General features: G+C 66.3%; 9 protein-coding genes and 1 pseudogene. 3 read left to right on the top strand and 7 right to left on the bottom strand.

Going from position 1 to position 13,519, the window contains the following annotated elements:
- Window positions 1–151: 151 nt before the first annotated feature.
- The 4 genes from AC1MDG_RS17555 to AC1MDG_RS17570 form a co-directional block, all read right to left on the bottom strand.
- On the bottom strand, window positions 152–1,165 hold the full coding sequence (locus tag AC1MDG_RS17555; RefSeq protein ID WP_479805562.1) for an endonuclease domain-containing protein: 1,014 nt from the start codon (window positions 1,163–1,165) through the stop codon (window positions 152–154).
- A gap of 138 nt (window positions 1,166–1,303) precedes the next feature.
- Window positions 1,304–2,083, bottom strand: a complete 780-nt coding sequence (locus AC1MDG_RS17560; RefSeq protein WP_479805564.1) for an SDR family oxidoreductase — start codon at window positions 2,081–2,083, stop codon at window positions 1,304–1,306.
- 42 nt (window positions 2,084–2,125) lie between these two features.
- Window positions 2,126–2,869: an aspartate/glutamate racemase family protein gene (locus AC1MDG_RS17565; protein ID WP_479805566.1), complete on the bottom strand. Its 744-nt coding sequence runs from the start codon at window positions 2,867–2,869 to the stop codon at window positions 2,126–2,128.
- Window positions 2,870–2,909: 40 nt separating this feature from the next.
- Complete coding sequence (locus AC1MDG_RS17570) at window positions 2,910–4,478, bottom strand: NCS1 family nucleobase:cation symporter-1 (RefSeq protein WP_479805568.1); 1,569 nt, start codon at window positions 4,476–4,478, stop codon at window positions 2,910–2,912.
- Window positions 4,479–4,787: 309 nt separating this feature from the next.
- Here AC1MDG_RS17570 and aceE point away from each other — a divergent pair, with 309 nt between their 5' ends.
- Window positions 4,788–7,556, top strand: coding sequence for a pyruvate dehydrogenase (acetyl-transferring), homodimeric type (gene aceE / locus AC1MDG_RS17575; RefSeq protein WP_479805570.1), 2,769 nt, complete (start codon window positions 4,788–4,790; stop codon window positions 7,554–7,556).
- Window positions 7,557–7,685: 129 nt separating this feature from the next.
- Complete coding sequence (gene nboR / locus AC1MDG_RS17580) at window positions 7,686–8,294, top strand: nicotine blue oxidoreductase (protein WP_479805572.1); 609 nt, start codon at window positions 7,686–7,688, stop codon at window positions 8,292–8,294.
- A gap of 4 nt (window positions 8,295–8,298) precedes the next feature.
- Here nboR and AC1MDG_RS17585 read toward each other — a convergent pair.
- A pseudogene (locus AC1MDG_RS17585) lies at window positions 8,299–8,948 on the bottom strand (uracil-DNA glycosylase).
- Window positions 8,949–9,017: 69 nt separating this feature from the next.
- Between AC1MDG_RS17585 and AC1MDG_RS17590 the strand changes: the two are divergent.
- Window positions 9,018–9,542 carry a DUF488 domain-containing protein gene (locus AC1MDG_RS17590; RefSeq protein WP_479805574.1) on the top strand — a complete coding sequence of 175 codons (525 nt, stop codon included), beginning with the start codon at window positions 9,018–9,020 and terminating at the stop codon, window positions 9,540–9,542.
- Between the two features lie 55 nt (window positions 9,543–9,597).
- Here AC1MDG_RS17590 and AC1MDG_RS17595 read toward each other — a convergent pair whose 3' ends face one another.
- Both AC1MDG_RS17595 and AC1MDG_RS17600 read right to left on the bottom strand, forming a co-directional pair.
- On the bottom strand, window positions 9,598–10,581 hold the full coding sequence (locus AC1MDG_RS17595; protein WP_479805576.1) for an aldo/keto reductase: 984 nt from the start codon (window positions 10,579–10,581) through the stop codon (window positions 9,598–9,600).
- Window positions 10,582–10,588: 7 nt separating this feature from the next.
- Complete coding sequence (locus AC1MDG_RS17600) at window positions 10,589–13,519, bottom strand: molybdopterin-dependent oxidoreductase (protein ID WP_479805577.1); 2,931 nt, start codon at window positions 13,517–13,519, stop codon at window positions 10,589–10,591.

The following is a 13,519-nucleotide window of genomic DNA, read 5'->3' on the forward strand; positions in this document are numbered from 1 at the left end:
GCTCACATTATTCCGCAAGAGGAAATTCAGTTTCCATAGTGTGGAAACTATCAACGGGTCGCGAAAGCCTAGCTGCGTCCCCGTCTTCGAGTTTTTGTCCACATCGAGGGACTTGAAAGGGTCCGAAGTCACTCCATCTGGACAAAAGCCCCTAGCCCCGCCAGCCCTGCTTCCGGAGTGTATGCGTCACCCTTGACGCCACCCACTCGGGACCCCGCTCCATGTCGATCCTGTTGATCCTGACCTGCCGCCAGCCCGCGTCCGCAACCCGCTGATCCCGGTATGCGTCCATGGCCTGCTGCTCCGGATCCAGATGATGCAGGCCCTCGTATTCGATGCAGGTCCGGTACCGCGCGTTGCCTAGGTCCGTCCAGACCGGCTTGCCCAGGGCATCGTCCACGCGGCAGTTCGGGGTGAACTCCGGAAGGCCCGCGCCGTGGAGCATCAGGCGAAGTCTGCTTTCGGGCGGCGAATCGACGCCGACGCGCAGCAGGTCCAGGGCAAGCCGGGCCTTACGGACACCGTGGATGCCGTTGGCGTTGTCCACGAACTTCCGGAGTTCAGCCAGCGGCACCATGGCAACTTTTGGCGGACCGAACAACCTGGCGTGTTCGCTGACGATGGCGTCGCCCGCCACCACCAGGTCATCCAAGGGCAGCACTGAGCCAAGATCCACCCAGGTCCGGGCAACAGACGTCAGTCTCAACCCATCGATTTCGACGACGTCGCCATCGCGGATCCTGAGCCGGTGTCCCGCCACTCCCTTGCGTCGGGGCAGCGTTCCGCCGCCCCCGCGGGAAAGGTGCAGGAAGCGCCCGGGCTCGCGGAAGTGCGGGCCGGTTTTCTTACCCCAGGGAACAGGTTCGACGACGGCGGTCACCGGGCCGCCGCCGTCGGGCCGGAATTCCGCCCACGGCGGCAGCGGAACGCCGTGGATCTCGGCAGCGCTGACAAGGCTGCAGAAGGTAACCGCGTCCAACCGGGTGTGGGATCGGACGAGCGCCGCGAGGTCAGTCCGGCCGGCCTTGGGGACACGGATTCCGCGGCTTGGCCGGTGCAGGTCGGCGCCCAACAGCCTGCTGGTTCCGACGCCGGCAGCGGTGGCCTCCGCAACAGCAAAGGGGCGCCGGCCGACTTCTTCTGGAAGGGGAGACAATCTGCTCATGGTCCATTGAGGCACCCCTCCGCGTGCTCGCAGAGGTTATCCACAGGCCAACATCCCGGCCGGCGAGTTTTTGTCCACATCGGGGGACTTAGAGGCCTCCCAAGTCGCGATATGTGGACAAAAACTCAAAGAAGTTGGTCAGCCGCGGCCGATGAACGGCATTCCTGCAGCCGTGATGACCACCGAGCCGACGCTGGCAGTGGGCGGCATGCCTGCCATCAGGAGCACCGCGCGGGCGGCGTCCTGCACCGGGAACGTGGGCTCCACCCGGCGGCTGCCGTCAGCCTGCAGGGCGCCGGAGTCCACGCCGATGGTGCCCATGATGTCCGTGGCGGTGTTGCCGATGTCGATCTGGCCGCACGTGATGCCGAATTCCCGGCCGTCCAGTTCGATGCTCTTGGTCAGGCCTGTCATGGCGTGCTTGGTCACCGTATACGCCACCGTCCGGGGCCGGGGGGAATGAGCTGAAATGGAACCGTTGTTGATGATCCGGCCGCCCTGCGGCTCCTGGGTCTTCATGGCCCGCACCGCAGCTGCAGCGCACAGCATGGAACCGGTGAGGTTCACCGCCACCACCGCATCCCAGTCGGCCACGCTGATTTCGTCCACCGACGCGGCCGGGCCGAACACACCCGCGTTGTTGAACAGGACATCCACCCTCCCCCACTTTTGGCGGGCCGCAGCGAAAAGGCGTTCGACGTCGTCGGGCACCGTGACGTCGCAAAGCACCGCCAGGGCCTGGCGGTGCCCCGCCGCGGACTCCAGCAGCGGCTCCTCACGGCGGCCGGCAAGCACCACGCGGTAGCCTTCGGCCAGCATGAGCCGCGCCACTGCCCGGCCGATCCCGGAACCCGCGCCGGTCACGACGGCGACCGGCCCCGGCCGGTGAGGTGGTACTGGCCGGTGGGTTGCAGTCATTCGTCGCTCCTTGCGTTAATGGCCTGCCCGTCAGGGCCGCGGCTACGGCGCAGCGGGCACATCCGCTGCGGATATGGGCCAGCCTATGACGGACTTGGGCCGCGGGCTGGCGTAGGTCCGGACTTTGGATGTGGACAGCCCCAGCCGCACCAGGGATTCAGCGATGGTCACAGCCGCCGCCACTCCGTCCACCACCGGGACACCCGCACGCCGGCGGATCTCCTCGTCCAAGCCTGCCATCCCGCCACAGCCCAGGACAATGACTTCGGCTTTGTCGTCACGGACGGCGATCAGCGACTGTTCGATGATGGCCTCTACGGCCCGCTCCGGTTCCTCTTCCAGCTCCAGGACCGCCATGCCGCTGGCCCGTACCGACGCGCACCGCACATCGAGGCCGGCCAGCTTCAGCCGGTCCTCGATGAGCGGAACCGCCCGGTCAAGGGTGGTGACCACCGAGTACTTGTGGCCAAGGAACATCGCCGTCGAGGCCGCCGCCTCGGTGATGTCGACGACGGGGACGTCCAGGAGCTCCTGCAGCCCCTCCCGCCCGTGCTCTCCGTACCCGGCCTGGATGACGGCGTCGAACGGCTCCGGATAATTGACCACGGCGTCCATGACGGCAATCGCGGCGAGGTAGCTTTCGAAGTTCCCCTCGCAGGAATCCGCGCCGAACCGCGGCGTGATCCCGACGATCTCGGTGCCCGGCGCCGCAATGGACCGTGCCTGGGCGGCGATGGAGTCCGTCATGGACTGCGTGGTGTTCACGTTGGCGACAAGTATGCGCATGGTGGTGTCTTCCGTTTTCGGTGGGGCCAGGTGGTGTTCGTCAGTGGGTGCTGACGACGGCGATGGATTCGCCGTCGACGTCTTCCAGCCGCTGCGAGCGGTCCGCGATGAAGTAGTACACCACTGCGGCGATGCCGGCCGCGAAGAACCAGGCGAAGGGGGCGGCCGCCTCGAGCGCCGGAACGAACGCGATCAGGAGGGCGACGGCGGCTGCCGGGACCAGGGCGATAATCGCCCTGGGGTTGAAGCCCTTTTTGTAGTAGTACGCCCCGGCGGGATCTTCCGTGTACAGCTCAAGCACGTTGACCCGGCCGCGGCGCAGCAGCCAGTAGTCGGCCATGACGACGCCGAACAACGGGCCGAGCAGGGCGCCGAGGCCGCCGAGGAAGTACACGATCACGAGCGGGTTGTTGTACAGGTTCCACGGCAGGATGATCAATCCGATGGTGCCGCTGACCCAGGCTGCCTTGCGGAAGTTCAGGTGCCTCGGGAAGAGGTTGGTCAGGGCGTAGACCGGGGCCACGAAGTTGGCCATCAGGTTCACGGCGATGGTCAGGATGAGCAGCGCAAGGCAGGCCAGGACCAGGAGGAGCGTATTCGGAATGGTCTGGACAATGTCCGACGGGCTCTGGATGACCGTGCCGTTGATCTTGAACTGGCCGCCGGCCATGACCACCACGATTGCACCGAAGAGGAGCATGTTGATGGGGATGCCCCAGAAGTTGCCGCGCACCACCGCCTTCTTGGAGACGGCGGACCGGGTGAAGTCGCAGAAGTTCAGAACGAAGGTTCCGTAGATGGACACCCACAGGGCGCCGCCGGCGAAGATGGTGCGCCACATGTCCGCCCCCTCGAGGGCGTTGTCAGAAGACCAGGCGATGGAGCCGCCGGCTTCGATAAAGATCCAGACGGCGATGGCCGCCATGGTCACCAGGATGACCGGGCCGGCAAAGGCTTCGTACTTGCGGATCATTTCCATGCCGAAACTGACGATAATCAGCTGGACGATCCAAAGGAACACAAAGGCGCCCCAGCCCAGTGTGGACAGCCCAAGGATCGAGTTGGAGTCCAACTCTTTCAGCGAGGGAACCATGGCCACGAGCATGACCCGAAGCACCACCGACGCCAGGTAGGTCTGGATGCCGAACCAGGCCACTGCCACAGCACCGCGCAGGAGGCTGGCGATCTGGGCTCCCCTGATGCCGAAGCTGATCCGGCTCATGACGGGGAACGGCACACCGGTCTTGACGCCCATGAAACCCGAGAAGCTCAGGAGGGCGAACAGCAGGACGGCACCGACGCCGAGGGCCAGGAGGATCTGCCAGCCGCCGAGGCCCAATGCGAAAAGCCCGATGGCGAAGGCATAGTTTCCAAGGCTGTGGACGTCATTGGCCCATAGGGTGAAGATGCTGTAGCTGGTCCAGCGCCGGCCTTCCCGCTTCGTCGGGGCAAGGTCGATGTTGTACAGGCTGGGGCTGATGGTGCGGCCGGACGCGGCGCTCGCTGTTTCGCACAGGGCTTCAACGCCCTTTGCGGGATGGACCGGCTGGCCCGACGACTCTGTCGGGCTGGGAGCCGTTTCGACGCCGACTGATGGGGTCGTCTGCATCTGGTTCTCCAGTTCTAAGGGATGGGTATGAGGGAAGCCGGGGCTTCCAAGAAAGTAATTCCATAAAATGGAAATTAGGTTTTGAGGAGTGGAATAACTCTATGACCTGGGTCACCTTAAGGTCAAGGGAGTGGCGCCCCCACGGGTTGTCACAATCGGTCCGCAGGGGCTTTCCGCCACCCCGGGGACCCGGCAGTGCAGGACCGCCTTGACCGTTCGGCCGCTTCTGCATAATCTCGAATGGCAAGAATGTTTTCTCACAATACGAAAACTTAGAGCCCAGACATTCAAAGATGAAAAGAGGCTGCCGTGGCTGCAGGAGAAGATACCTCCCATATCCTCAGCGGGTTGACTAACCAGCTGCCTGATCGTGATCCGGAAGAGACCGCCGAATGGATTGAGTCCCTGGATACGCTGATCAGGGAACAGGGCACTGAGCGTGCCCAGTACATCATGCGCAGTCTCCTGCAGCGTGCCGGCGCCCAGAGCGTCGGGGTTCCGATGGTCACCACCACGGACTATGTGAACACCATCCCGGTGGACCAGGAAGCGGAGTTCCCCGGCAACGAGGAATACGAACGCCGGTACCGGGCCTACATGCGCTGGAACGCCGCGGTGATGGTGCACCGGTCCCAGCGCCCGAACATCGGGGTGGGCGGGCACATCTCCACCTACGCCGGCGCCGCGACCCTGTACGAGGTCGGGTTCAACCACTTCTTCCGCGGCAAGGACCACCCCGGCGGCGGGGACCAGGTCTTCTTCCAGGGCCACGCCTCCCCCGGCATGTACGCCAGGGCGTTCATGGAAGGCCGGCTGACCGAGGAGGACCTGGACGGGTTCCGGCAGGAAAAGTCCAAGGCCGGCCACGCCCTGTCCTCCTACCCGCACCCGCGGCTGATGCCGAACTTCTGGGAATTCCCCACCGTGTCCATGGGCATCGGGCCGATGAACGCGATCTACCAGGCCCAGTCCAACCGGTACCTGCACAACCGCGGCCTGAAAGACACCTCGGACCAGCAGGTCTGGGCGTTCCTGGGCGACGGGGAAATGGACGAGCCCGAGTCCCGCGGCCTGCTCCAGCTCGCCGCGAACGAGAACCTGGACAACCTGAACTTCGTGATCAACTGCAACCTCCAGCGCCTGGACGGGCCGGTGCGCGGCAACGGGAAGATCATGCAGGAACTCGAAGCGTTCTTCCGCGGCGCGGGCTGGAACGTCATCAAGGTCGTCTGGGGCCGGGAATGGGATGAGCTGCTCGCCAAGGACTCCGACGGGTCGCTGGTGAAGATCATGAACGAAACCCCGGACGGGGACTACCAGACCTACAAGGCCGAATCCGGCGGGTTCGTCCGCGAACACTTCTTCGGCAAGGACCCCCGCACCAAGGACCTCGTCGCGGACCTCACCGATGACCAGATCTGGAACCTCAAGCGCGGCGGCCACGACTACCGCAAGGTCTACGCCGCGTACAAGGCAGCCACCGAATTCAAGGGCAAACCCACCGTCATCCTGGCCAAAACGGTCAAGGGCTACGGCCTCGGCCCGAGGTTTGAGGGCCGGAATGCCACCCACCAGATGAAAAAACTCACGGTGGAGGATTTGAAGGAATTCAGGGACTACCTGAGGATTCCCATTTCCGACGCCCGCCTGGAAGAGGACCCGTACAGCCCGCCGTACTTCCATCCCGGTGCGGACGCTCCGGAGATCGCCTACCTCCTTGAGCGCCGCGCGGCCCTCGGCGGCTACACGCCCGAGCGCCGGGCCAACCACGCGGCCATTGAGCTGCCCGAAGCCAAGACGTTCGACGTCGCCAAGCGCGGCACGGGCAAGCAGCAGGCTGCCACCACCATGGCGTTCGTCCGCCTGCTCAAGGACCTTCTCCGGGACAAGAAGTTCGGGCACCGGATCGTTCCCATCGTGCCGGACGAATCGCGCACGTTCGGCATGGATGCCTTTTTCCCCACGGCGAAAATCTACAATCCGGGCGGCCAGAACTACCTCTCCGTGGACCGGGACCTGGTCCTGGCCTACAAGGAATCCGCCCAGGGCCAGCTGATCCACCCCGGCATCAACGAAGCCGGCGCCGTCGCAGCCTTCACCGCCGCCGGCACCGCCTACGCCACCCACGGCGTACCGCTGATCCCGGTCTACGTGTTCTACTCCATGTTCGGCTTCCAGCGCACCGGCGACGCCTTCTGGGCAGCCGCGGACCAAATGACCCGCGGCTTCATCATCGGCGCCACCGCAGGACGGACCACCCTCACCGGCGAAGGACTCCAGCACGCCGACGGCCACTCCCCCATCCTCGCCGCCACCAACCCGGCAGTCGTCACCTACGACCCCGCCTACGGCTACGAAATGGGCCACATCATCCGCGACGGCATCGAACGGATGTACGGACCGGGGGCCGCAAGCGGCGAAGGAACCGGAGCTGCATCCGATAAAAACCTGATGTACTACCTCACCGTCTACAACGAACCCATCACCCAGCCCAACGAGCCTGAGAACCTCGACGTCAACGGTGTGCTGAAGGGCATCTACCGGGTATCGGCGTCGGGTGTGGAAGGTCCCAGGAGCCAGATCCTGGCCTCGGGCGTTTCGGTGCCCTGGGCGCTGGAAGCCCAGCGGATCCTGGCTGAGGACTGGGGCGTCTCCGCGGACGTCTGGTCCGTCACGTCCTGGAACGAACTCCGCCGCGACGGCCTCGCCGCCGAGGAGGAAGCATTCCTGAACCCCGGCGAGCCGGCCCGGATTCCGTTTGTGGCACAGCAGATGGCCGAGGCGCACGGGCCCATCGTGGCGGTCTCGGACTACATGAAGGCCGTCCCGGACCAGATCCGCCAGTTCCTCCCGAACGAGTTCGCCTCGCTCGGCGCGGACGGCTTCGGCTTCTCCGACACCCGCGCCGCCGCCCGCCGCTTCTTCAAGAACGACACCCACTCCATCGTGGTGAAGACGCTGCAAATGCTCGCGGCGAGGGGCGACGTTGAGGAGGGCGCGCCGTCGTACGCCATGGACCGGTACAAGCTCCTGGACGTCAACGCCGGAACCACCGGCGGAGCAGGCGGCGACGCCTGACGCAGGCCCTCCGGACCTCCTCCTTTGGAGTTTTTGTCCAGATAATGAGCTTTGGAAGCACTTTTGAGGCCATTATCTGGACAAAAACTCGTATGTGATGTGGGGGACTCGCTTGTATATGGTGTGGGAATGAGCGATCCGAACAAACACGGCACGACGGCGGTGCTGCTCGCTGCCGGGTCGGGGTCCCGTTTGGGGCGGGGGCCCAAGGCCCTGCTGCCGTTCCGCGGCCGCACCCTGGTGGAATTGCTCGCCGGGGTGCTGCTCGACGGCGGCTGCCGCGACGTCGTGGTTGTCCTCGGCGCTGACGCGGGCAGGGTCCGCGAAACCACGGACCTGGCCGCATACACCCTCCTCGAGAACCCTGACTGGCAGTCCGGGATGGGCAGTTCGTTCCGGCTGGGAGTTGCTGCGGCGGCAGCCGGGGACCACGTGCTGGTCGCGCTGGTGGACCAGCCCGGCCTGACTCGGGAAATCGTGTCCCGGCTCCTGTCGGCGCACCGGCCCGGACAGGTCACTGCCGCTGCCTACCGCGGAGCGGACGGCACCCTCCGGCGCGGCCATCCTCTGCTGCTGGACGCCACCCTGCGTGCCGACGCGGCTGAATCAGCAACGGGCGACGCCGGTGCCCGGCATTTCCTGCAGGCCCGCCCGGACCTCATCGACCTGGTGGACTGCAGCGACCAATCCGGTGGCGAAGACCTCGACACCCCGGACCAGCTGGGGCTGCTCGCCTAGCAGCTCAGGGCCGCTTTCCCGCTGCCAGCAGCTCTTCCAGTCCCTGTTTGAACCCGGACCGGCCGCCGTGGGCGGGATGCCTGATCTTCGGCACGTCCAGGCCACTCCGGTGCAGGCTGCGGTGCGCCACATTGCCCACGGCCACCACGGTTTCGATCGGAAATAGCTCAGTCAGTGCCTGCCAAAAGGGAGTTCCGAGGGCTGCTTCGGCCGGCTTCGGAGTGCGGTTGGACAACGGGCGCCCCGGCACGTGGGTATGCCACGGGCAGGCGCTCCACAGCAGGGGCAGGAATGCCAGCTCGGCCAGGACCTCCCACATCACCGTTGCGGTGGGCTCGGCCGCAACCCCCGCGGCCTCCGCCGGCAGCACATATCCCTTCCCCGGACCGAACAGACCGAAGGTGTTGGCAGGCCCCTCAACATGGTGCGGTTGGTGAAGGGAACGCCGGTGATCCTCATGCCCCTGAAGCCCGGGGCCTCCCCCACCAGCAGCACCTTCGGGGAGCGGTCCAGCATTTCCTGCAGGTAGATCCCCAGATTCCGGCGGCGCTGCCCATTTTCCGGCACGGCATGGTCGAAGAAGTTGTTGCATCCCGGCCCTGTTGCCACGGCCGCCAGCCGGTCAATAAAGGCATCGATGGAAGAAGAAGTCATGTGATGCCCTCTCCGTTGGCAGCTCGTCGGGCACCCAGAATATCCGGGCAGCCCCTTTAGCATGGGGACATGACGGACATGACCATCTTCACCGTGGGGCACTCCACTCATCCCATCGACGAATTCATCGGCCTCCTGAAGGCCCACGGCGTCAGGAAGCTGATCGACGTGCGCACCGTCCCGAAGTCCCGGCACAATCCGCAGTTCAATGGGGACTCCCTGGCGGCGAGCCTGCGCGCCAGCGGGATCACCTACCGGCGGATGGAATCCCTCGGCGGCCTGCGGCACGCGCGGAAGGACAGCCCCAATGGCGCCTGGCGGAACGCGTCCTTCCGCGGGTACGCGGACTACATGCAGACCGAAGAGTTTTCCTCAGCCATCGGTCAGCTGATGGAACGCGGGCGCACCAGCAATGCGGCGGTCATGTGCGCGGAAGCCGTCCCGTGGCGTTGCCACCGCTCCCTGATCGGGGACGCCCTCGTGGTCCGGAACGTCGTGGTGCTGGACATCATGACGGAGACGTCCGCCAAACCCCACACCCTGACCTCCTTCGCACGCGTTGAGGGAGAGCGGGTGTGGTATCCGGCGGACTAACGAGGCGCGCGTTCCAGGACGGCGGCCACGCGGACGGCAGCTGCCGGGTCGCGCACTACCAGCGCGGGTGGATCGCTTCGCGGAAGTAGCGGTCGTAGATTTCGCGGACCCCGACGTCGAACGTGGCGTCAATCCCGCTGACACCCGCAGCCGCAGCGTTGGAGCGGGCCTGGTCCACGTTCCGCGCGCCCGGGATCACCGTGCTGACGCCGTCCTGCGCCGCAATCCAGGCGATGGCGGCCTGGGCGGTGCTGACGCCGTCGGGCACCAGTTCCTCGAACTCGGCAACCGCCTTGAGGCCCTGCCCGAAGTCCACACCGGAGAAGGTCTCGCCGACGTCGAACGCGGAACCGGTGCGGTTGTAGTTCCGGTGGTCGTTCTCCGCAAAGGACGTATCCTCGGTGTACTTGCCGGACAGCAGCCCCGAAGCGAGCGGAACCCGGGCGATGATGCCCACCCCGGCGGCCTCGGCCGCAGGCAGCACTTCGTCCAGCGGCTTGAGACGGAAGGCGTTGAGGATGATCTGCACGGTGGCGGTGCCTTCGTGGCGCATGGCTTCGAGGGCTTCGTCGGTCCGCTCCACGCTGACGCCGTAGTTCCGGATGGCACCTTCGGCCACGAGGGTGTCCAGCGCGTCATAGACCTCGGCGTTGCTGTAGACGGACGTAGGCGGGCAGTGCAGTTGGACCAGGTCCAGCTGTTCCATGCCCAGGTTTCGCCTGGACCGGTCCGTCCACTCGCGGAAGTTGGCGAGGTTGTAGTTCTCCGGCACCTGCTCCATCCGGCGGCCCATCTTGGTGGCCACCGTGATGTCCAGGCCCGGGTTATCGGCCAGGAACGCGCCGATGGCCTGCTCGCTGCGGCCGTCGCCATAAACGTCCGCAGTATCGAAGAACGTGACGCCCTCTTCCACGGACGCAGCCAGGATGGCCTGCGCCTGCGCGGGGTCCACGTTCCCCCAGTCCGCGCCAAGCTGCCAGGTCCCCAGGCCAACAATGGAGACGTTCCGTCCGGTCTTGCCCAACTGTCGTTTTTCCATCATCCGACTATAGGCCGTTAGCGCTCTCAAGGTGCGAGGCGACTCCCGCGTCCTTCAGTCCAAGGTAGATCTTGTCCCTGGCAATGGGCAGCTCGGCGAACCGCACCCCCGTGGCGTTCCGGATGGCATTGGCGAGCGCCGGCGCCACCGGGTTGAACGGGCTTTCGCTCATCGACTTTGCCCCCAGCGGGCCCAGCTTGTCGCTGGTTTCGGCGAAATAGACTTCACTGCGTGGCACGTCCGCGAAAGTGGGGATGTGGTACTGCCGCAGGATGTCCGTGGTGACCTTTCCCCCGTCGTCCACCTTCACTTCCTCGTACAGCGCGGCGCCGAGCGCCTGCGCGATCCCGCCTTCGATCTGGCCGCGGCACTGCCGCGGGTTGACCACCACTCCGGCGTCGGCGGCCTGGACGCTCTGCAGGATCTTCAGTTCGCCGGTGCCGGTATTAACCGCCACCCGGAAACCCTGAACGTTGAACGCCACGGATCGGGGCGTCCCGCCCCAGTGGCCTTCGGTGGCGAGCTCGACGCCGGCCTGCTCGGCGGCGTCGGAAATTTCCGTCAGGGGGACGCGGGTTCCCTCGCACACCACCGCGTCCTCCTCCAGCACGCAGCCGGAGGACTGCACCTGGCGGATGCCGGCGGCGAACGCCCGGATCCGGACTGCGAGCTCTTCGGCCGCGGCCAGCGTGGCCTTGCCCGCCACCACGGTCCCGGCCGAGCCGAACGCCCCGGTATCGTGCTGCACCAGGTCCGTGTCCGACTGCCGGACCGTGATGCGCCCCGCCGTGGTGGACAGCGCGGTGGCCGCGAGCTGGGCGTGGACAGTGGTGGTGCCGTTTCCGAATTCGGCGGTCCCGACGTCGGCCGCGTACGTTCCGTCCGGAAGGAGCCGGAGCTTGGAGTGGGCAAAGTGGCCGCGCGGCGGGACGGTGTCGATCATGGACAGCGCCGTCCCCTCCCCCGTGACCCAGTCCGGGCCCAGGTCGTCCAGCCCGGCGGCCCGGTACCGCTCCAGCCCGCGGGCCAGGGCATCCTGAACCAGGCGGGTGCACTGGTCCAGCCCGTAGCTGCCGTAGAGCACGTCCTCTTCCGGGTCGGAGTGGGTGGAGAGCATGTCGTCGCCCTCCAGGACCATGTTCCGGCGGCGGAACTCCAGCGGATCCATCCCGATCCCGGTGGCGAGCTCGTCGATCCCGGATTCGATGGCGAAAATCATCTGGCTCAGGCCGTAGCCGCGGAACGCCCCGGACGGAACGGTGTTGGTGTACACGGCGTGTGCGTCCACTTTCTTGTTGGCGCACTTGTACACGCCCAGGGATTCGCCGCAGCCGTGGAACATCACGCCCGGGGCATGGTTGCCGTAGGCGCCGGTGTTGGTGAGCACCTCCAGCTGCAACGCGGTGAGCCGGCCTTCCCTGCTGGCACCGGCCTTGAGATGGATGGTGAACGGGTGCCGGGTGGTGGAGGCCGTGAACTGCTCCGTCCGGGTGAATTCGAGCTGCACCGGCCGCTTCAGCTTCATCGCTGCCAGGGCCACGACGTCCTCCGTGAGCACCTCCTGCTTGCCGCCGAAGCCGCCGCCCACGCGGCCGGCCACCACGCGGATCTGTTCCTCCGGCATATCGAAGACCCTGGACAGGGTGCGCCGGACCAGGAACGGGACCTGGCTGGAGGTGCGGACCTGCAGCCTGCCCTCCCCGTCCACGGATGCGATCGCGGCGTGCGTTTCCAACGCGGTGTGCTGCACCCGCTGGGTCCGATAGGTCTGTTCGTGGATGAAGTCGGCCTCGGCAAACCCGGCTGCCACGCTGCCGAGTTCCGAATGCAGCTCTGCCACGACGTTCTGCTCGGGCCGGCTGATGCGCGCCGTCGCCGCCTCCTTGCCGCCGTGGATTGCGGGGGCACCAGGGCGCATCGCGTCCTCGGGGGTGAAGACGGCGTCCAGCACCTCGTACTCGACTGTGAGGGCCCGGACGCCGGCTTCCGCCGCCGCCACGGAGTCGGCGACGACGGCGGCAACCTTCTGCCCGATGAACCGCACCACGTCATCCAGGACGCGGGTGTCATCCGGATCGTCGGTGTAGAGCTCATGCTGGGCGGTGGAGAACAGCTGGGCCGGGGCATCGTCGTGGGTGAAGACGGCCACAACGCCCGGAACCTGAAGGGCAGCGCTTGAGTCAATGGAAATGACCCGCGCGTGGGCGTGCGGTGACCGCAGGAGCTTCAGGTGCAGCAGCCCTTGCAGCTCCTCTGCGGGAACGTCCAGGGTATAGCGGGCTTTCCCGGTGACCACAGCACGGCTGGCGGGGGCCGGAACGTCGTCACCGAGCTGGCCCGGCCTGGGCTCGGGCTGGCCTTCGCCGGCGATGCCCGAACCGGGACCTTTGGGGTCCGGGTGTCCTTCATGGGCGCAGACGGCGTCCTCGATGGCCCGGTAGCCGGTGCAGCGGCACAGGTTTCCCTTCAGGTTCCGGGGCAGGTTTTGCTTCTGCTCCTCGTCGAACGTGGCTGCCGTCATCACCATGCCGGCGGTGCAGAATCCGCACTGGAATCCCTGGCGGTCCAGGAACTGCTGCTGCATCGGGTGGAGGGCGGCGTCGGTCCCTGTTTCTTTCGTGCCGGTCCCCGCCGTTTCGGTGCCGTCCGAGTCAGTCCCGTTCGTACCTGCCACAACGGAACTGCCGCAGGTGCGGGCGAGCCCCTCGATGGTGGTGACGGCGCGGCCCTCGGCCCGGACGGCCGGGTAGATGCAGCTGTGCACGGGAGTGCCGTCCACGTGCACGGTGCAGGCACCGCAATCGCCGCCGTCGCAGCCCTTCTTGACGCCGAAGTTGCCCTGCTCGCGCAGGAAGGTGCGCAGGCACTGGCCGGGACGGGGCTCCGCCGTGGCCGGGACGCCGTTGATGTCGATGCCGCGGGTGGTGTGGTTGGCCAT

The sequence above is a fragment of the Arthrobacter sp. AIWTK1 genome (assembly GCF_056680535.1).